Source organism: Streptomyces chartreusis, from assembly GCF_008704715.1.
GTDB lineage: Bacteria > Actinomycetota > Actinomycetes > Streptomycetales > Streptomycetaceae > Streptomyces > Streptomyces chartreusis.
Genome location: NZ_CP023689.1, coordinates 8,448,732 through 8,468,663 on the forward strand (window position 1 = coordinate 8,448,732; position 19,932 = coordinate 8,468,663).

Sequence of the window (19,932 nt, forward strand, 5' to 3'; positions counted from 1 at the left end):
CAGGCATGCCCATGCCGGCACGCTCAGAGCCGGACCGGCAGGCTCAGCAGGTGGAAGCCGTCGCCGGGCCAGTGGCCGAAGCGGACGTCGGCCCGGTCCACGGCCAGTGCCGGCACCGGCCGTCGGACGAGCAGTTCGTCGAGGACGACGCCCGTCACGAGTCGGCCCAGCGCCGCGCCGATGCAGTAGTGCGGGCCGTGCCCGAACGCGAGATGGCCGTCGCCGCGTCCGAACTCCCGTGTGATGTCGAGCCGTTCGGGGCCGTCGAAGGCGGCGGGGTCGTGGTTGGCGCCGAACAGGGCGACCGTCACGGCCTCGCCCTTGCGCAGCGGGGAACCGGCGAACTCGAAGTCCTCGGTGGCGTACAGGGTGGCACCGATGCGCACCAGTGTGACGTACCGCAGGAGTTCGGGCACGGCGCGAGCGAGCAGCTCCGGCTCGTCGTGCAGCCGCCGTAGCTGCTCGGGGTGGTCGAGCAGGGCGAGCAGGCCGTGGGCGAGGAACAGGGCGGGCGGGGTGATGCCGGTGTTGATGAGCAGGAAGAAGACGGTCACGATCTCGTCGTCGCTCATCCCGCCGTCCGCCAGCAGGGCCGAGACCAGGTCGTCGGTGGGCTCGGCGCGCCGGCGGGCCACGAGGTCCCTGGTGTACTCCACGATGCCGGCCAGCCCCTCGGTGATCCGGCTGCCGTCGCCGTACGCGAAGTCCCGGATCCATTCGCACACCCGGTCCTGGTCGGCCGCGTCCACGCCGACCAGCTCGCAGATCACGGCTGTGCTCAACGGGTACGCGAACTCGCCCAGCAGGTCGGCCTGTTCGCGCTCGGCGAGGCCGGCGATCAGCTCACGGGCGGCTCGCTCCACGAAGGGACGCAGCGCGGAGACACGGCGAGCGGTGAAGGCGCGGGTGAGGGGGTTGCGGCGCCGGGTGTGCTCGTCGCCGTCGAACAGCGCCAGGTGCCCGGACAGGTACTGGAGGTACTCCTCCGGGAAGCCCTCGATGCCCTGGGCCAGCAACTCGGCCTGCGGGTCGGGCATGTCGGAGCCGCCGGGGACGGCGGAGCGGTCCCGGATCAGACGGGGCTCGACGAGCGCGGCCCGCGCGTCCTCGTAGCGGGTGATCAGCCGCACGGGGGTGTCCAGGCCGGGAAGGACCGCGTGCCCGAGGCCGGCGCGCGAGCGCAGGTCGGCATAGCCGCGGACGGGGTCCTCGACGAGTCCGGGGGTCAGCTGGAGGGGGGTGGCGTCCATGGCGTGTGCCTCTCTGGCTCCGGGGAGTGCGTAGGACCAGAGCGTGCGGGCGGCCGCCTTCGGCGCGGTTTCAGGGCGGTTTCAGAGGGGGGCGGGTGGCGGCTGGAGCTCTCTCTGTGTACGGCAGTGCCCTGAGCCGGGCCGAGGTGTCGGCGCCGGCTCAGGGCACGGGGAGGGCCGCTAGCGTCGGCCGTCGCCGACGGTGACGAAGCCCTTGGGACGTGCGCCGGTGAGGTTGTCGTAGACGACGTCACCGGTGTACTTCCGCCAGATCCTGATCCGGAAGGTGTCCGGGGCGTCGGTCGCGGTGACGCGGAAGCCGTAGCCGGCGCTGCCGTTCACCTTGCCGGTGCCCTGGTAGACGGCCCGCGACCCGTTGACGACGAGCCAGTCGGAGCCGGTGGAGCGGAACTTCAGCCCGGCCCGGCCGAGGTCGAAGTCGGCCTTTCCGGTCGGGACGGAGGCTCCCTTCGGGTAGGCGGCGGCGAAGGAGAAGGAGGCCATGCCGGTCAGGTCGGGCTCGGCGGGGTAGGCGCCGGCCGGCGAGGTGATCACGCCCGTCCCGAGGGCCGGGCCCGCCGAGCGGTCGAGGACGATCAGCTCGGGGAGGGTGGTGCTGTCCGAGGCACCGTCGTCGTCCTCGACCGTGATCACCGGGCGGTGGATGCCGGCCTCGGTGTAGGTGTGCGCGGCCCGGCAGGTGCCGCCGCTCACGGTGCCGTCGGCGGGTGGTGTGCCGTCCTTCCAGTCGACGCGGCAGGTGTGGGTGTCGCCTGTGCCGGGGTCGGTGAACTCCGCCGTGACCACGGTCCGCCTGCCGACGGACACCGGGGACGCCGGCCCGCTCGCGCCGGTGATCACGGGCGCGGCGTCGGTGACCTCGACCTCGGCCGAGTCACTGCTGCGGCCGCCGGTCAGCGTGACCGTGTAGGTGCCGTCGTCCGTGCAGGTGAGGGTGGTCTTCGCCGCCCCGGCGTCGGTGAACGAGCAGGGCGCGCCCTCCTCGGCCGACCACTGCGGGCTCCCCGCACCGGAGACGGTGCCGGTCAGGGCGATCCGGTCGCCCTCCCTGCCTGCCGCGTCCGGCCCGGCGTGCACGACGGTGACCGGATCGACGCTCGTGAGAGTGGGCCGGACCTTCTTGATCAGCCCGTCGGCCCCGAACTCCAGCTTGTCCACGGTCGTTTCGCGATGGGTGCCGTCACCGCCGGGGAGCGCGAAGCGGTGGTAGGCGATGTACCAGTCGTCGGTGTTCGGAACCCGGACCACCGAGTGATGGCCGGGCCCCTTGATGCCGAGCGACAGATCCTTCTCCAGGATCACGCCGTGCTTGGTCCACGGGCCGGTGGGGGAGGGGCCGGTGGCGTAGGCGACCCGGTAGTTCTCGTCGCGGGTGTCGTTCTCCGACCACATGAAGTAGTAGGTGCCCGCGCGCTTGATCACGAACGAGCCCTCGTTGTAGCCGCTCGGCGTGATGTCCTCGATGTTCGAGGTGTCGAGGGACGTCATGTCGGCGTTGAGCGGCGCGACGTAGGCGTGCCCGTTGCCCCAGTAGAGATACGACCGCCCGTCGTCGTCGGTGAAGACCGCCGGGTCGATCATCTGGCCGCTGAACTGCCCCGCCTTGAGGAGCGGTTGGCCGAGTGCGTCCTTGAACGGCCCCGTCGGCGAGTCCGACACCGCGACACCGATGTTGGCGTCGGCGCAGAAGTAGAAGTAGTACTTCCCGTCCTTCTCGGCGATCGTCGGGGCCCAGGCCCTGCTGTCCGCCCAGGACACGTCCGGACCCAGGTCGAGAATGACGCCGTGGTCCGTCCAGTGGACCAGGTCGGTGGACGAGTACGCCTTGAACCGCGTGCCGCTCCAGCCCTCGAAGCCGTCGGTCGTCGGGTACAGGTAGAAGGTGTCGCCGAAGCGGACGATGTTCGGGTCGGCGTTGAGACCCGGCAGGACCGGGCTCCTCATCATCAGCGCCGAGACCGTCCAGGTGCGCTTCGTGCCGTCGGAGCCCGTCACCTCGTACGTCACCGGCTCGCTGAAGTCCTGCACACTGCCGGAGGCGGGGTTGATCGCCGCGCCGCGGGCGAGCGTGAACTCCGGTGCGAGGGTGGTGAGATCGGTGCCCTCCCGCATCGGCAGGGTGATCCTGCCGCTCGCGTCGTCGACGAGCGCGTCGACCTTCAGCGCCGGGTGCGTCGCCCCGGCGATGCCCGCGGTGTTGCCGCTGAGCTCCATCACCTCGGCGGCGGTCAGCGCCCGGCCGTAGACGCGGAAGTCGTCGACCTCGCCGCCGAAGTACGGGTCGGCCGAATACAGCGACCTGCCGATGTAGCCGGTGTGGTCCTTGCTCGCGTCGTACAGCTCGGACGGCTTGATGGCGGTCGTCGTACGGGCCGCCTCGATGCCGTCGACGTAGAGGACCATCGCGCCCGTCGAGCCGTCGAGGGTCACGGTGACGTGCCGCCACTCGCCTGGCGTGAGCTGCGATCCGGCCGTCAGCTTCGACTCCGCCGACCAACTCGCCTTGGTGATGGCCGAGTAGAGGCTGGAGCCGCCGTTGGAAGGGGTGGCGAACAGATACCTGTCGCTGTCCGGACCGAGCCCGAACAGCCACTGGAAGTTGTCGCCGCCCTTCCACTTGGCGTACGTCGAGACGGTGACGCTGCCGGCGTCCCTCAGCACGCCGTTCGGGATCTTCACATAGGGGGAGGCCGAGTCGCCGGACATCCTGAACGAGCCGCCCTCGACGCCGGTGCCGAAGTCGGGCGTACGGACATAGGTGCCGTGGTGGCCGTGGCCGCTGGAGTCACGGGCGATGCTGCCGCCCGTCTCGTCGAAGCCGTAGTGCAGGAGCAGGTCGGCGGGGACGTCGGGGCCCGCCTCCGACACCGTGACCTCGGCCCTGACCGGGATCGCGGCGCCGTCCGGCAGGCTGCCGGTCACGGTGAAGGTGCCGGCCTGCGCGTACTTCGACGCGGGGACGTCCTCCCAGGTCACCGCGACCGGACGCCTGACGCCGTCGGCGTACGTCGCGATGACGGTGGCGGGCAGTACGGGCGCCCGGCCGATGCCGGTGCCCACCTCGACGTCCTCGACGCCCTGCACCAACCGGTCCGGCTGGTAGGCGCGCAGCAGACGGTCGTACTCGGCCTGGGTCACCGGCAGGACCGTGCCGTGGCGGGGCCTCGCCGGGAGGTCGTAGCCGGTGGACGGGGTCCAGGTGCCGGAGGCGAGGTCGGTCGTCTCGAACGGGAGGTAGCCGCGCCCGCCGAACTCGTCCAGGAACGCGTACCACTTGTCCTCGGTGTTCGACTTGAACACCAGCGGCCCCTCGGCCGCGCTCATCGCGCCCTTGCCGATGCCCTCGGCGACGGCGGTCCAGGACAGGTCCAGCAGGGAGTCGCTCTTCTCCTCGAAGATGAACTTGCTGTTGGGCGTGGAGGAGCTGTTGTTGCGCTCGTCCTTGGAGAGCCGGAAGTACGTCCCGTCGTGCCGGATCACCGTCGAGTCGATGACGGAGTAGCCGCGGTCGATCCAGACCCTGGGCTCGCTGAAGGTGTAGAAGTCACGGGTCGTCGCGTACGTCATGCGGTTGTAGGTGTCGCCCGAGTGCGCCTCGTCGTCGTACAGCTTCGACGCCCAGAAGACGACGTACTCACCGCGCTCCGCGTCGTAGAACGCCTCCGGCGCCCAGGTGTTGCCCGCGCTGTCCGGCGAGACCTTGACCAGCCGCTGGTTCGTCCAGTGGACGAGGTCGGTGGACTCCCACACCATGACGGACTTGCTGCCGGTGCGCTGTGCGGCGTCCCAGTCGCCGTTGCCGTAGATCCGCAGATCGGTGGCGATCTGGTAGAACTTGTCGCCCTCCGGGGAGCGGATGATGAACGGGTCGCGCAGGCCCTTCTCGCCGAGCGTGGATGTGAGGACCGGTTTGCCGTCGTTCAACTCCCGCCAGTGCAATGGGTCGTTGCCCTTGCTCAGGGCTGCGTAGAGCTGCTCGCCGTCGGCGGTACCCTCGCCGGTGAAGTAGCTGAACATGTACCCCTTGAGGGCCTCGCTCTTCGGCAGTTCGGGCACCTGGGCGGTGAAGGCGCGGGTCGTGCTCGCCGTGCCCTTGGTGACGGTGGCGGTCAGTTCGACGGAGGTGGCGCCTTCGCCGTGCGCGGGGCGGTGGACCAGTCCGTCGGCGGAGACGACGTCCGGCTCGGCGGAGGACCAGGTGACGGCCGTGCCGTACGCGCCGGTCGCCGGGAGGGTGAGGTTGCCGCGGACGTCGTCGAGATTGCGTACGACGAGCGACGCGGCGGCCTGTTCGGTCGCGGTCCGGTCGTCGAAGTCGGGGAGCACCGTGACGTCGAATGCTTTGGTGTCGGTCACCGAGCCCTTCCTCAGGGTCGCCGTGAGCGTGACGTGGGCCTCGGGCCGGCCGGCGGCGGGACGGGTCACCTCGCCGGTGTCGGACACGACCGCCGGGTCGTCGCTGGCCCAGTCGATGAGGGAGCCGCCTGCGGTGCCGGTCCGCGGCAGGTCCAGGTCGGCGACGACCGCGCCGGTGTCACCGAGGCTCAGCGCGGCCTTGTCGTCGGCGACGCCCTGCGTGGCGACGGGGAGGGCGAGTTGCCCGACCTCGGCGGCGCCGAGCGCGCGGTCGTAGACCCGGAAGTCGCGGATGCGGCCCTTGAAGAGCCTGTCGCCGGAGTAGACCGACCTGCCGATGTAGTTGGCGGTGGTGGTGCCGGAGCCGATGGCGCCGGGCGTGATCGTGACGGCCGTGTTCCGACCGACCTCGACGCCGTCCTCGTACAGCACGCCCGTGGTTCCGGTCTGGGTGTAGGTGAGGTGCTTCCACACCGAGCGGGTCAGATTGTGGGAGTCGGCCGGCTTCGTCGTCTGCTCGGTCGACCAGTTGCCGGACGCGATCGACGTCCGCAGGGAGTTGCCGGTGGTGAAGAGATAGCCGTTGCCGTTGCTGCCGCTGGAGTTGCCGAAGCCGTAGATGAAGTACGGCGTGCTCTGGGCGGAATCGACCATCACGTCCAGCGAGACGGAGATCGAGTCCATGCCCTTCAACACGTCGTCCGGCACCTTGAGGTAGGTGTCGGAGCCGTTGAAGGCGAGGCCCTGACCGGTGCCCGACCAGTCGGCGGCACCGCTCACCGTCGCGTCCCGGCCGTGGCCCGAGGCGTCGGCGACGGTGCTGCCGGAGGCGGCGTCGAGCTTGTACCGGAGAGCGAGACCGTCGGTGATGTCCGCGGCGCCGGCGGCCTGGACGGTGGGGACGGCGGATTCGGCGGCCTGCGCGGTGGGGGCGGGCACGGCGAGCCCCAGCACCAACGACGTGACGGTCGGCCCGGCGAGCAGGCCCGCCAGACGTCTCGCGCGGACACGGACGCGTGCGATGTACGGCATGTCGAGTTCCCTGCTGACGCATGGCGGGGCCTCGGCCGTGGGCACCTGCCGTTTCGGCTGTGTGACGTCGTGTTGCGAGAGTGTCAAACGGGGCGTGGCACAGCGTCAAGGGTTTTCGAACAATGTCCGACCAGTCGAACAAGAACTTCCGGAGAACGCGGTCGGTGAGGAAGAGCCCGTGCACAGGCGCGAGTTGGGGACGATCGGCTGCTTCGCTCCGGCGTCAGCGGTCGCGTTTCGAGCGGCGGGACTCCGTCAGTACCGGGAGCAGGGGCAGCAGGGAGAGGACGACGACCAGGGCGACCAGCGGGAGCAGGTAGGCGTCGATGCCGGGGACGGAGGCGCCGAGTGTGTAGCCGGCCAGGACCAGGGCCTGCGACCAGAGCAGGCCGCCCACGATCTGCCAGACGGTGAAGGTCCGCACGGGTACGCCGAGGGCGCCGGCCGCCGGGTGCAGGACCGTGCGCACGAGTGGGATGAAGCGGCCGATCACCAGGGCCTTGCCGTAGCCGTAGCGGGCCAGGAGTTTCTCGGCACGGGCCGCCGCGTCCCGTACCCGTCGTTTCGAGGTGCGGGCCAGCAGCGCCCGTCCGCCGTGCCGGCCCAGCAGATAGCCGATCTGGCCGCCCACCACGGCGCCGACGGCCGCACACAGCAGCACCTGCCACAGCACCAGCCGAGGCGCCTGGTCGGCGGTCGCCGCGCACAGCACGCCCGCCGGGAAGAGCAGCGTGTCACCGGGCAGGAAGAAGCCGACCACCAGCAGGCCCGACTCCGCGAGGATCACCACGAGGACCCCGAGGGCACCGAAGGTCGCCAGCACCGAGTCGCTGTCCATCGGGTTGACCGCGATCACCGCGATCACCTCCCGGCCGTCCTCGTCCCGCGCCCTGACTCCAGCATCCCGTGCGCGCGGCAGGGCTGCTCGCGCCACCGCTCATGCTCGTCCGTGCGCCTCCTGCGTGCGTCTCGACAGGGCGTCGATGACCACCGCGGCGAACAGCACCCCGCCCGTGATCATGAACTGGACGGCGGCGGGCGTGTCGGTGAGGGCCATGCCCGAGGCGATCGACTGGATCACCAGCATCCCGAGCACCGCCGACCACGTCGAACCGCGCCCGCCGAACAGGCTGGTGCCGCCGATGACGGCCGCCGCGATGGCGTTGAGCAGCAGCACGCCCGACCCCGAGGTCTGGCTCACCGAGGTGATGCGCGAGGCCAGGAACAGTCCGCCGATCGCGGCCATGGTGCCGGAGACCGCGAGTACGGCGGTCTGCACCCGCGTCACATGGAGGCTGGCGCGCCGGGCCGCCTCGACGCCGCCGCCGAGGGCGTACACCTGGCGTCCGTAGTGCGTGCGGCGCAGCACGATGTCGAGGCCGGCCACCACCACGAGGAAGATCAGCAGGGCGAGCGGCAGCCCCTGGAACCGGTTGAGCAGATAGGCGACGGCGAACGCGATCACCGCGAGCCCGCCCGCGCGCACCCCGATGATCTGGAGCGAGCGATGCGGCATGCCGGCGGCCATCCGGCGCCGCCGGTCCAGGTACGACACCAGGAAGACCAGGCCCGTGGCGAGCGCGGCGAGCCCGTAGGCGACCGCGTCGTCGGTGAAGTAGTAGTTGGTCAGCTTCGCGACGAGCCCGTTCTCGTCGAGGTTGATCGTGCCGCTGCTGCCCAGGATGTAGAGCATCAGGCCGTTCCAGGTGAGCAGCCCCGCGAGCGTGACGACGAACGCGGGCACCCGGGTTCTGGCGAACGAGTACCCCTGCACGGTGCCCGCTGCCGCGCCGGCCAGCACCCCGATGATCAGGGCGAGCCACTCGGGGACGCCGTTGTTGACGTTCAGCACGGCGAACACGGCCGCCGCGAGCCCGCTGATCGAGCCGACCGAGAGGTCGAGCTCGCCGAGCAGCAGCACGAACACGATGCCGACGGCGATCAGCCCGGTGCCGACGATGTCGACGCTGAGATTGGACAGGTTGCGCGGCGAGAGGAAGTTGGAGTTCAGGGACTGGAAGGTGATCCAGACGACCGCGAGGACGACGACGACCGGGAGCGAGCCCACTTCACCGGCCCGCAGCTTGCGCCGGGCGAAAGCGATCCAGCTCTCCACGGCCCGCCCGGCGCCGGACCCGCGGGGTGCCTTGCGGGCCTCGGCGCCGGGCGCGTCGGGCAGGGCGGACTCGTCGGTCCCGGCCTGCGGGGTGTCCGCGATGTCGTGCGTCCCTTTCACCACGCCGCCTCCTCATGGGCCGGTCGGCGGGGCGTGCTCTCGGTCGCCCCGGTGATGGAGGAGATGATCTGTTCCTGCGAGACGGTGTTCACGTCGAAGAAGCCGTTGTTGCGGCCGAGCCGCAGCACGATGGCACGGTCCGCGAGCGCCTTGACGTCGCCCATGTTGTGGCTGATCAGCAGGACGCCCACGCCCCGGTCCCGCAGCTCGTCGACCAGGTCGAGGACCTCGGTGGTCTGCTGGAGTCCCAGTGCCGCCGTCGGCTCGTCCAGCAGCAGGAGCCGTGGTTCGCCGAGCAGCGAGCGGGCGATGGCGACCGTCTGCCGCTGACCGCTGGACAGGGACACGACGGGCGCCCGCAGCTCGGGCACGCCCCTGGTCAGGCGCTCCAGCAGCTGCTGGGTGCGGCGCTCCATCTCCATCTCGTCGAGGAAGCCGTACCTGCGGATCTCCCGGCCGAGGAACAGATTGCCGACGACGTCGAGGTTCCCGCACAGCGCGAGGTCCTGGAAGACGGTGGCGATGCCCAGGTCCCGGGCGTCGTTGGGGCGCCTGATGTGGACGGGTCGGCCGTCCCAGGCGATGTCGCCCCGGTCCGCGGGCGCGACCCCCGAGATCACCTTGATCAGGGTCGACTTGCCGGCTCCGTTGTCACCCAGCAGCGCGACGACCTGGCCGGCGTGGATCTCCAGCTCGATGTCCATGAGGACCTCGACGGCGCCGTAGCGCTTGCACACGCCGTGCAGGGCCAGCAGGGGAGCGGGCACGGAACACCATCTCCTTCCCGTGGCCCGGACGGCTCCGGGCCGAGGTCAGGTCAGCCCGGCCTTTTCGCAGGCGGCGACGAGATCGGGGACGCAGATCTGCCGGACCGTGTACACGCCGCCGTTCACCAGGACGTCCTTGATGTTGCCGACGGTCACGGACACCGGGGTGAGCATCACCGCCGGAACCGTCTTGCCCTCGCTGGTGCGCACCTTGTCCTTGGCCACCCGGTCCAGGTTCTCCCCGCGGGCCGCGGCCACGGCCATCGCGGCGCCGGCGGCGGCCTCGGGCGGGAAGGGCTTGTAGACGGTCATGTACTGGTCGCCGCGGACGATGCGGCGCACTGCGGCGAGTTCGGCGTCCTGCCCCGTGACCGGGGGCAGCGGGTCCACCTTGTTCGCCTTCAGCGCCGAGATGCTGCCGGCGGCGAGGCTGTCGTTGGCGGCGTAGACCCCCTGGATGTTGCCGGCGCCGAGGGCGGCGATGGCGCCGGACATGTTCAGGTTGGCGGCCTCGGTCCGCCACTGGATGGTGTCGTACTCCTTGCCGATCTTCACCCGTCCCGACAGCACGGACAGCGCGCCCTCCTTGAACAGCACCGCGTTGGGGTCGCTGGGGTCGCCGTTCATCATCACGATCTCGGCCCCGGGCACCTCGTCGCCCATGGCCTTCAGCAGCGCCCGGCCCTGGAGACGGCCGACCTCCTGGCCGTCGAAGGAGACATGGCCCGCGATCGGGCCCTCGGAGAGGCGGTCGTAGGCGATGACGGGGATGTCGGCCTCCTCCGCCTTCCTGACCGAGGCGGCCAGGGCCCGGGAGTCCACCGCCACCAGCAGGATGGCGTCGACCCCCTCGGAGATCATGGAGTCCATCTGCTGCTGTTGCATCGCGACGTCGCCCTTGGCATTGCCGTGCTCGATCGTGCACGTGCGGCACAGTTCGTGGATCTTCCTCTCCAGGAACGGCCGGTCCTGGGTCTCCCAGCGGGCCGTGGTCGAGTCCGGCAGCAGCACGCCGATCTTGGGCCCGTTCTCCGTGCCGGAGGCGCTCTGGCCGTCCGTCCCGCAGGCGGCGAGTCCGACGGCCGTGAGGATCGCGATCATGGAGAGGGCCGCGTTGCGTATGGAGGCCTTCATACGGGGGATCTCTCTGCCGAGCATGGCGACACCTGGCCTTCTCACATGCCGACCACCTGGTCAGTCTGACACCGGGCGGGGCGATCGGCGAACGCAGCGAGGACCCCTCGGCGGGCGGCGGAGGGGGTGTCCCGGCGGCCGTGCGTGCGACGCGTCCAGGAGCGGCGAGCGAGCAGATATGTCCAGCTCATCCATATATGCGATTCTGGTGTTCGGGCGCCGAGCAGCGCTGGGAGCCGGGGTTGCCCGCGCTCCCTCGACACCTCCGGCAGGGACGGGAGGAAGGTTGCGGACATGCCTCATGACGGCCGTGCCCGGACCGGATTTCCGGTGCCGGAGGCATCCGAGGCCGGCGCCGCAGTCACCGGGTCACCGCCTACGGCGCCGCAGGCCGCCACGAGCGACCGCGCGCTGGTCTTCGCCGGAGCGGCACTGACGGGGCTCTACACGACCGGCGCGGGCGGCGACGAGCTCCAGCTGCTGGAATCGGCCGGCGGCGTCTCCCCCGAGTACCGGCTGCCGCAGCGGCTGTCCCTGTCGGGCGGCTCGGCCGCCGCACAGGCCTTCCGCGCCGACCGCCCCCTCTGGCTCAACGCCGCCGCCCTCGCCTCCTACCCCGAGGGCGCGCCCACGCCGCCGCGGGCCAGGACGGCCTCGCTCGGCGCGCTGCCCCTGGCGTCCGACGGCACACGGCTGGGCTGCCTCGTCGTGGTGGGAGCCTCGGCGGACGGATTCGACGCCGGGCAACAGCGCTTCCTGGAGCGGTACGCCGACGCCGTCGCCTGCGTGCTGCCCACCGAGGAGAGCAGGCCGCCGGGCGCGTCCCCGCTGAGCCACGCGCTGCGCGGGATGCGCGTGGGCTCGTTCGTCCTGGTGCCCGACACCGGCCTGATCGAGGCCGACGAGGCGCTCCTGGAGCTGGTCGGCATCACCCCGGACGACTTCGACGGCAAGGCCGACACCCTGCTCGCGCACGCCCTCCCCGAGGACATGTCCGCGCTGATGTCCGTCCTGGAGCCGTCCCTGCACGCCCTGGGCCGACGGGAGCTGGAGTTCCGCGTGCGCCGCCCCACCGGCGAGGTGCGCTGGCTGAGCCTGAGCTGCCGGGTGCTCGCGGGCACCGCCGACGAGCCCGGGCAACTGCTCGGCGTGGTCACGGCGACCCAGGTCAAGAGCCGCAGCGCCGACGACGTGTCCCGGATCCAGTGGCTGACGGCCGCCCTCGACGACGCCGTGACGGTCGGGGACGTCGGCCGGGTCGCGCTAACCGCCCTGCGTGAACCCCTCGGCGCGGACCGGGTGGCACTCGCCGACGTCCGCGACGACCGTCTGATGGTCACCCTGCTCGACCCGCCGGAACCCGACGCCTGGCCCGAGTTGTGGCGCGCCCAGTGGCGCTCGGAGTGGCCCGACGCGCCGGTCAGCGCCCTGCCCACCCTCCAACTGGCCCTGCGGGACGGCCGGATGGACCTGTGGCCGGCGGGCACCGCCCTCGAACCCGGCCTCGCGGGCATCGGCCCCGGCGGCCTCGCCGTCCTGCCGCTGCCGGCCAAGGGCAGCGTCGCCGGGGTGTGCGTGGTCGGCTGGGACCGGCCGCACGAGTTCATTCCCGAGGAGCGGTCCCTGCTGACCGCCACCGCCGCCCTGGTCGGACAGGCCCTCAAACGCGCGCACGCCCATGACGCCGAGCAGGAACTCGCGACGATGCTCCAGCGCAGCCTGCTGCCGAGGCGGCTGCCCGAACTGCCCGGCGGCATCGCCGTCGCCCGCTATCTGCCCGCCCGCCGCGGACTCCAGGTGGGCGGCGACTGGTACGACGTCATCGCGCTGTCCGAGGACCGGGTCGCGCTCGTCATCGGCGACGTGCAGGGGCACAGCGCCGGAGCCGCGACGATCATGGGCCAGATGCGCACCGCGGTCAGGGCGTACGCGGTGGAGGGCCACCCGCCCGACGTGGTCGTCTCCCACGCCAACCGCCTCCTCGTCGGCATGGAGACCGACCTCTTCGCCACCTGCTGCTACGTCGAACTGGACATGGAGGAGGGCACCACCCTCCTCGTCCGCGCCGGACACCTCTCACCGCTGCTGCGCCATCCCGACGGCGGCACCGAGGAGGTGCAGGTGGAGGGCGGGCCCCCGCTCGGCATCCTCGCCGACGCGGAGTTCCCGCTGACCGCCGTCGCGCTGACGCCGGGCACGGTGCTCGCCCTGGTCACCGACGGCCTGGTCGAGGCGGCCGACCTGCCCCTGGACGCCGGCATGGCACGGACCCGTGCCGCGCTCGCCGCCGCCGATCCGGTGGACCCGGCACGGATGGCCGACGCCCTGCTCGGCGACATCGGCCGGCGCGAGGACGACGTGGCGCTGCTGCTGCTGCGCTACGACGGCATGAAGACCAAGCCGATCCGGGCCGGCTGGGTGGTGTGGCGGCTGCCCGACGCCGTCATGCACGCCCGCCGCTTCACCGCGCGCACCCTGCGCCGCTGGAACGTCCAGGCGGCCGCCGACGCGGTGCTGCTCGTCGTGTCCGAACTGGTCACCAACGCCCTGGTGCACACACAGGGATCGGTACGCCTGGACCTGGTGCTGCGCGGCAACCGGGTCCGGATCAGCGTGAGCGACTCCTCGCCGCGCGCGCCCGCCAAGCCCGTGATCGTGGACTGGGAGTCGACAGGCGGCAGGGGCCTGCTGCTGGTCGAAGCCGTGTCGGACGCCAGTGGCACGGTCCCCGTGGCCGGCGGGAAGCAGGTGTGGAGCGAGATCACGGTGCCGGCGAGCGATCCCGTCGCCGCGAACGCGAGGTTGTGAACGGAGGGGAGCTGCGATGCGGACTCATGCCCTGCACGCCGTCGCGGCACTCGTCGCCGGACTGCTGGCGGTGGCCCTGGCGGGCTGCGGCGGGGACGGCGAGGCGGGCTCGGACAGCTTCACGGTGGGCCTGCTGCTGCCGAACCGGGTGACCCCCCGCTGGGAGAAGTCCGACAAACCGCTGATCGAGCAGCGGCTCAAGGAACTGTGCGACGACTGCGAGATGGTGTACGCCAACGCCGAGAACGACGCGGCGAGACAGCGCCAGCAGATGATCTCCATGATCACCAATGGGGCCGAGGTCCTGATCCTCGACCCGGCCGACAGCAAGGCGCTGCGCTCCTCGATCCTGGAGGCGGACCGCGCGGGCGTCCCGGTCATCGCCTACGACCGGCTCGCCGAAGGCCCGATCTCCGGCTTCGTCAGCTTCGACGGCGCGAAGATCGGCAGGATGCAGGGCGAGGCGCTCATGAAGGCCATGGCCGAGCGGGGCAAGGGCAAGACCGTCGTGATGATGAACGGCGACCCGAGCAGCGCCAACGCGGCGTGGTTCCGCGACGGCGCGGTGTCCGCGATGTCGGGCAAGGTCGACATCGCCAGGTCCTACGAGACCCAGGGCTGGAGCCCGGAGAGCGCCCACGCCAACATGTCGGCCGCGATCTCCTCGCTCGGGGCGGACCGTATCAGCGGCGTCCTGGCCGCCAACGACGCCATCGCCGCCGGCGTCATATCGGCCTTCAAGAAGGCCGGGGTCGAGGATCTTCCCCCGATCACCGGCCAGGACGCCGACCTGGAGGCCGTGTGGCGCATCCTCAAGGGCGAGCAGTACATGACGGTGTACAAGCCGTTCGAGAAGGAGGCCGCCGCGGCCGCCGCCATGGCCATAGCGCTGGGGCGGGGCGAGGACGTCCGCGACGTCGCGACGACGCAGGTCGACAGCCCCACCCACCAGGACATCCCGTCCATCCTGCTCACGCCGGTCCCGGTGACCGCCGACGACCTCGAACGGACCGTCCTCCACGACGGCGTGTTCACCGTGCGGCAGATCTGTCCCCCGATACTGCGCCCGGCCTGCGACCGGCTCGGCCTGACCGGCTGAGCCGGCCCCGGACCCACGGGACTCATGGCCCCCGGCGGACTCACCGGACGCGGTGACGGCTGGTCGCCGCGCCGCGTCGGGCGCAGCATGGGAGGTGAACGACCAAGGGAGGTCGGCCATGAAGACCGGAGCCTCGGACTACGACCGCTGGCTGTACTCGCACACCCCCTCGCAGGCCGAGGGCGAACGCGAGGAGCCGGCCGAGCGCACGGCCATGGAACAGCACCCGGACGTCCCCAGGACCGAGCCGTCCCAGGCCGAGGGCGAGCGAACGGACGACACCAGGCCCAGGTGACGGCCGTGCGTGACGGGAGTCGGCGCCCAGGTCCGCTCAGGCGCCGCGGCGGGCCCACGCCGGTGCCCAGGTCTCCCCGGCCGGGAGATCGTGGTGCACCGGGGTGAGGTGCTCGCGCAGTGCGGTGAGCGCCGGGTGCGGGTTGTCGGCGTGCCAGAGCAGGGAGTGCGGGTAGACCGGGGTCGGGTCGCGCAGCGGGATCAGGCGCATCTCGTAGCCGGCGGGCCAGACCAGGGGCGTCTGGGCGCCGAGAAAGGTCGCCAGCGTCGAGGAGGCCGCGATCGTGTCGATGAGCGCCTCGACGCCGAAGTTGGGGCCGGTCGCCTCGATGGTCAGCCCGAATTCGGCGGCCATCGCCTCGTAGTACGCGGTCCACTCCGTGCCCGGGACGTTGCCCGGCATCCAGATCCGGTGCCCGGCCAGCTGGGCGGGGGCCACGGCGGTCGCACCGGCGAACGGGTGGGCCGGGCCGGTGAACAGGTGCAGCGGCTCGTCGTGGACCGGGCTGATCTCGATGCCGTCGGGGATCTTCTGCCCCGGCATGGTGACGGCCCGGAAGGTCGCGTCGATGGTGCCGTCCCGCAGGGCGGCGATGGCCTCCTCGGCGCCGGGCAGGGTCACGACGTCGAGGGCGATCTCGGGCCGGGCGCGGTGGAAGTCGCGCAGCAGACCGGCGAGCGACGCCCGGCGGCCGATCACGTCGACGCGCAGGGCACGGCTGCCGGGCCGCACCGAGGCCCTCGCCCGCTCCTCGGCCTGGAGCAGGGACCGGGCGTGCGCCAGGAAAGCCTGCCCGTCGATGGTGAGCTCGGCGCCGCGCGGCGTGCGGTTCAGCAACCGCACGCCGAGCTCCCGCTCCAGGGCCGCGACGCGCTTGGACACGGCCTGCTGGGTCAGGGACAGGTCGATGGCGGCCTTCTGGAACTGACCGGCGTCCGCGACGGCGACGAAGGTGCGTACGGCGTTGAGGTCCACGCCGCCACCCTATTCGGGAGGGCGGGAGGCCCGGTTCCGGGAGCGGGCGGCCCCTGATCTAGTAGCCGTCCACGCCCACCTCGGTGATCCCGGCGTACAGCCAGCTCCACAGGATGCCGCTGGGCGCCTCGGGGTCGAACAGGCCGGGAGCCAGTTCCTCCATCTCGTCCAGGAAGACCCGCGCCACCGCGTCCTGGTCCACCTCCACCGGGTAGGGGTGCCAACAGGCGTTGCCGTAGCGGTAGATGGCCTCCAGGGCGCGGGTGAACACGTCGAGGTCGGGTGCCAGCTCGACGAGTGTGCCCTCGGTCGGGCCCTCAAGGCCGCTCCAGATGTGCACGGTCCCGGCGTGGCGGTGCAGATACAGCTCGCCGTACTCGCACGTGCCGAGGGCGATCAGATCGGCGGTGGACATCCCGTCGGGCAGGCCGTCCTCCGGCAGGTCGCCGTCGCCCTCGGCCGAGGGGAGCATGGCGGCGGCTGGCAGGGTCTCGTACTCGGCCATGCCGCAGATCCACCAGGTCGGCAGCCCGATCTCCCGCAAGTGCCGCCTGCTTGCCGGGTGTTCCAGCGCGGCGGGCAGGTCGTTCTCGGCCGGACGCAGCACGTGCCGCTCGCCGAAGGCGTCGTCGACGCGGGCCGCGGTGAGCGGACCCGTCAGGCGCCGCGTCGCGGGTGCGGGGCCCGGCGGCGGTTCCTCGGAGGACGTGGAGTCGATGCCGTTCCCGCGAGGCCAGTCCCGCAGCACGTCCGCGTCCGTCTCGACGACCGCGATCCCGTGCGGGCTCTGCACGAGGTGCCGGGTCCTGCCGCCCTCGACGGCGAACGCGACCGCCCCCTCCCAGCCCTCCGGCGCGGTCAGCGACCACTCGTACAGTGCGGGTGCGTCGAGTGCCGCGCGCGGCAGGTCCGCGTCGGACAGCGCCTGTTCGTCCTCGACCGGCACCCTCCGGCCGGTCTCCGCGTCGAGCCGCAGCGGGCCGCGCCAGTCGACCACCTCGACGAGCACCCGGCCCTCGTGCAGGCGGCGGCGCACCTGGTAGTAGTCCCCGTTCAGGCTCGGGTGGGCCGTGAACCGGTTCGCCGGACGCCACCACGCCCACACCGTCCGCCACGGCATACCCGGCTCGGCCTTCGCGATGCCCTCGGCGTACTCCTCGTGCCCGGTCGCCACGGCCGCGAAGTGCAGCCAGGAGACGAACTCGGCGGGTGCCACGTCCGCACCGCCGAAGATCGCCTCGGCCTGGAGGAACACCTCCCGACCCACATCGCCCGCGTCGGAAGTGGTGGCGACGCGGTCGCGCACCTCGGCACGGTCGGCGGTCAACAGCCGTGCGGGATCGGCAAGTACGTCGTCAAGATCGATGGACATGCGCCCATCCTGTCACCCGCCACTGACACTCCGACCTGCGTCGCAAGCCCGGCCGACCACCCGTCAATACATCGGATGAGTCAGAAACTTGGACGGCGTTCGTTGATATGGGTGCCGTGGTCAGGCTTGATAGCTGCCCGAAAACCGCCCACCCATGGTGCCGTTGAGGCCGTTGACACGTCCGACGAGCCTGCTAGGTTCCGCGATACACCCGATGTATCGATGATCCGTCAGGTTTGGAGGACAAGGATGACCTCACAGCCGGAGCAACGTTCGAAGGTGGCCCGAAGAGCCGTTCTCGGCACCGCCCTCGGCGGCGCGGCAGCAGCGGCTCTGCCCGGGGCGGCCGAGGCCCAGGAGGCCTTACGGGCGGATCCGTCCGGCGCCGACGGCTCGGTGGCCCGGGACGGCGGACGCCCGTGGAAACTCCGCAACACCATGACCGGCGACGGCGCCTGGGCCGGCTTCCTGCGCGGCCAGGACCTGCTGTGGACCAGGCTGCCCACCCGCTGGTACGAGGGCCCGTTCCTCGGTGACGGGCTGCTCGGCAGCATGGTCTACCAGGAGCCGGGGGCCAACCGGATCCGCTTCACCGTCCAGCACGGCCGGGTCCAGGACCACCGGCCCCGGTTCGGCAGCGGCTGGGGCACCTGCCGGCTGCCCGTCGGGCACCTCACGCTCGATCCCGTCGGCACCATCACCGCCGTGTACTGGCGGCTGAGCCTGTGGAACGCCGAACTCACCGGCACCGTCACCACCACCGCCGGCACGCTCACCCTCGCCGCACTCGTCCACGACGAGGTCCTGGCGGTGCGCGCGACGGCAGACGGCGGCGAACGGGTCACCTGGACCTTCCACCCCGAGGAGGCCGTCAGCCCCCGCAAGATCAGCGAGGCCCCGCCCGCCGACTACACCGCCAACCCGCCCTGGACCACCCGGACCGCCCCCGACGGCACCGAACAGGTCCTCCAACCTCTCACCGGCGGCGGCCGGACGGCGACCGCGTACCGCCGCGCCGACGACGACCTGCTGCTCTCCGTCGGACACAGCTTCCCCTCCGACACCGCCGCCGAGGCCGACTCGCTGCGCAACCTGCGGCGCGCGACGTCGTACGACGTCCTGCGGCGACGGCACACGAGCTGGTGGCACGCCTTCTACCGCAAGAGCTTCGTCTCCTTCCCCGACCAGCGGCTCCAGAGCTTCCACTGGATCCAGCTCTACAAGGTCGCCTCCGCCAGCCGCGCGGGCGGACCGGTGATGGCCACCTCCGGCCCCTGGCTGGAGCCCACACCCTGGCCCGCGGTCTGGTGGAACCTCAACGTCCAGCTGGAGTACTGGCTCATCCACGGCTCCAACCACCTGGAACTCGACGCGCTCGCCACCACCCTGCGCCAGAACCAGGAACAGCTCACCGCCAACGTGCCCGCCGCCTACCGCGCAGACAGCTCCGGAGTCGGCCGCAGCTCCGACATGTTCGCCAACCGCGGTGTGGGGCAGCCGGGTTCGGGCGCCGAGACCGGCGACCTCGCCTGGGCGCTGCACAACGTGTGGCTGTCGTACCGCCACTCCATGGACAAGGCGCTGCTGCGCGACACGGTCTACCCGGTGCTGCGCCGGGCGATCAACTACTACCTGCACTTCCTCACCCCGGGCAGTGACGGCAAGCTGCATCTGCCGAGCACCCTCTCGCCCGAGTACCCCGTCGTGCCGCCGCAGGACACCAACTACGACCTGGCGCTGATCCGCTGGGGCTGCCGGACGCTCATCGAGTCCGCCGAACTCCTCGGCATCCAGGACGTGCTGAAGCCGCGCTGGCAGGAGGTGCTGGCCAAGCTCACCCCGTACCCGGTCGACGCCAACGGCTTCATGATCGGTGCCGACACCCCGTACGCCCAGTCCCACCGGCACTACTCGCACCTGCTGATGGTGTACCCGCTGTACCTCGTCAACTGGGACCAGCCGGAGAGCCGCGAGCTGATCACGAAGTCGGTCGAGCACTGGCACTCGCTCACCGGCGCCCATCGCGGCTACAGCTACACCGGTGCCGCCTCCATCTACGCGATGACCGGCGACGGCGACACCGCGATCGGCTATCTGCGCAAGTTCTTCGACCCCACCACGCGCTATCCCTGCCAGGCCAACACCCACTACACCGAGGCCGGTCCGGTCATCGAGACACCGCTGTCCGCCTCGCAGTCCCTGCACGACATGTTCTGCCAGAGCTGGGGCGGCGTGGTCCGCGTCTTCCCGGCCGTCCCCACCGACTGGGCGGACGTCACACTGCACGACTTCCGCACCCAGGGAGCCTTCCTGGTCACCGCCGTCCGCAAGGCGGGCGAGACGCGGTTCATCCGGATCAGGAGCCTGGCCGGGGAACCGCTCCAACTCCGTCACGGCCTCGAAGGGCGGCTCACCGTCCTCCTCGACGACGGAACCCCGGCCCGCACCCGCGACCTGGGCGACGGCGTCCTCGGCATCGACCTGCCCAAGGGCCGTGAGGTCCTCGTCCACTCCGGAGCCCGCCCCGACCTGACCGTCGCGCCCGTCGCCGTCAGCGCACCGGGCCCGGCCTGGGGACTGCCGTAAA

The 19,932-nt window shown here is 71.5% G+C and carries 12 protein-coding genes; 4 read left to right on the forward strand and 8 right to left on the reverse strand.

The genetic code is table 11. The annotated features are described in order from the left end of the window. Positions 1-23 precede the first annotated feature (23 nt). From CP983_RS37465 to CP983_RS37490, 6 genes are all read right to left on the reverse strand, one after another. Positions 24-1,250: a cytochrome P450 gene (locus CP983_RS37465; protein ID WP_150504556.1), complete on the reverse strand. Its 1,227-nt coding sequence runs from the start codon at positions 1,248-1,250 to the stop codon at positions 24-26. 180 nt (positions 1,251-1,430) lie between these two features. Continuing rightward, on the reverse strand, positions 1,431-6,659 hold the full coding sequence (locus CP983_RS37470; RefSeq protein ID WP_150504558.1) for a family 43 glycosylhydrolase: 5,229 nt from the start codon (positions 6,657-6,659) through the stop codon (positions 1,431-1,433). A gap of 223 nt (positions 6,660-6,882) precedes the next feature. Beyond that, positions 6,883-7,515: a DedA family protein gene (locus tag CP983_RS37475; RefSeq protein ID WP_107912269.1), complete on the reverse strand. Its 633-nt coding sequence runs from the start codon at positions 7,513-7,515 to the stop codon at positions 6,883-6,885. An 81-nt stretch (positions 7,516-7,596) separates the two neighbouring features. Then, the gene (locus CP983_RS37480) at positions 7,597-8,898 is read right to left on the reverse strand and encodes a sugar ABC transporter permease (protein ID WP_373309838.1); all 1,302 of its coding nucleotides are present in this window, start codon (positions 8,896-8,898) and stop codon (positions 7,597-7,599) included. Further along, complete coding sequence (locus tag CP983_RS37485; RefSeq protein WP_167537813.1) at positions 8,892-9,662, reverse strand: ATP-binding cassette domain-containing protein; 771 nt, start codon at positions 9,660-9,662, stop codon at positions 8,892-8,894. Before CP983_RS37485 ends, CP983_RS37480 begins: the two co-directional genes overlap by 7 nt. Positions 9,663-9,707: 45 nt before the next feature. After that, on the reverse strand, positions 9,708-10,796 hold the full coding sequence (locus CP983_RS37490) for a substrate-binding domain-containing protein (RefSeq protein WP_107912264.1): 1,089 nt from the start codon (positions 10,794-10,796) through the stop codon (positions 9,708-9,710). 294 nt (positions 10,797-11,090) lie between these two features. Here CP983_RS37490 and CP983_RS37495 point away from each other — a divergent pair, with 294 nt between their 5' ends. From CP983_RS37495 to CP983_RS44185, 3 genes are all read left to right on the forward strand, one after another. Next, positions 11,091-13,604, forward strand: coding sequence for a SpoIIE family protein phosphatase (locus CP983_RS37495; RefSeq protein WP_125524378.1), 2,514 nt, complete (start codon positions 11,091-11,093; stop codon positions 13,602-13,604). A gap of 16 nt (positions 13,605-13,620) precedes the next feature. Then, complete coding sequence (locus CP983_RS37500) at positions 13,621-14,703, forward strand: substrate-binding domain-containing protein (protein WP_150504560.1); 1,083 nt, start codon at positions 13,621-13,623, stop codon at positions 14,701-14,703. A 118-nt stretch (positions 14,704-14,821) separates the two neighbouring features. Next, positions 14,822-14,998 (forward strand): hypothetical protein, encoded by a 177-nt coding sequence (locus tag CP983_RS44185; protein WP_167537814.1) that lies wholly within the window; start codon positions 14,822-14,824, stop codon positions 14,996-14,998. A 36-nt stretch (positions 14,999-15,034) separates the two neighbouring features. On the opposite strand, the gene CP983_RS37505 is transcribed toward CP983_RS44185, so the two are convergent. Continuing rightward, on the reverse strand, positions 15,035-15,973 hold the full coding sequence (locus tag CP983_RS37505; protein ID WP_150504562.1) for a LysR family transcriptional regulator: 939 nt from the start codon (positions 15,971-15,973) through the stop codon (positions 15,035-15,037). Positions 15,974-16,031: 58 nt separating this feature from the next. Further along, positions 16,032-17,345, reverse strand: a complete 1,314-nt coding sequence (locus CP983_RS37510; RefSeq protein WP_150504564.1) for an SUKH-4 family immunity protein — start codon at positions 17,343-17,345, stop codon at positions 16,032-16,034. Between the two features lie 249 nt (positions 17,346-17,594). On the opposite strand from CP983_RS37510, the gene CP983_RS37515 reads away from it, so the two are divergent. Further along, positions 17,595-19,931: a glycosyl hydrolase family 95 catalytic domain-containing protein gene (locus tag CP983_RS37515; protein WP_150504566.1), complete on the forward strand. Its 2,337-nt coding sequence runs from the start codon at positions 17,595-17,597 to the stop codon at positions 19,929-19,931. Position 19,932: the final 1 nt, after the last annotated feature.

Excerpts from the sequence above, each read along its gene's own strand:
- CP983_RS37465 (WP_150504556.1), bottom strand. The coding sequence starts at position 1,250 with ATGGACGCCACCCCCCTCCAGCTGACCCCCGGACTCGTCGAGGACCCC.
- CP983_RS37470 (WP_150504558.1), bottom strand. The coding sequence starts at position 6,659 with ATGCCGTACATCGCACGCGTCCGTGTCCGCGCGAGACGTCTGGCGGGC.
- CP983_RS37490 (WP_107912264.1), bottom strand. The coding sequence starts at position 10,796 with ATGAAGGCCTCCATACGCAACGCGGCCCTCTCCATGATCGCGATCCTC.
- CP983_RS37495 (WP_125524378.1), top strand. The coding sequence starts at position 11,091 with ATGCCTCATGACGGCCGTGCCCGGACCGGATTTCCGGTGCCGGAGGCA.
- CP983_RS37500 (WP_150504560.1), top strand. The coding sequence starts at position 13,621 with ATGCGGACTCATGCCCTGCACGCCGTCGCGGCACTCGTCGCCGGACTG.
- CP983_RS44185 (WP_167537814.1), top strand. The coding sequence starts at position 14,822 with ATGAAGACCGGAGCCTCGGACTACGACCGCTGGCTGTACTCGCACACC.
- CP983_RS37510 (WP_150504564.1), bottom strand. The coding sequence starts at position 17,345 with ATGTCCATCGATCTTGACGACGTACTTGCCGATCCCGCACGGCTGTTG.
- CP983_RS37515 (WP_150504566.1), top strand. The coding sequence starts at position 17,595 with ATGACCTCACAGCCGGAGCAACGTTCGAAGGTGGCCCGAAGAGCCGTT.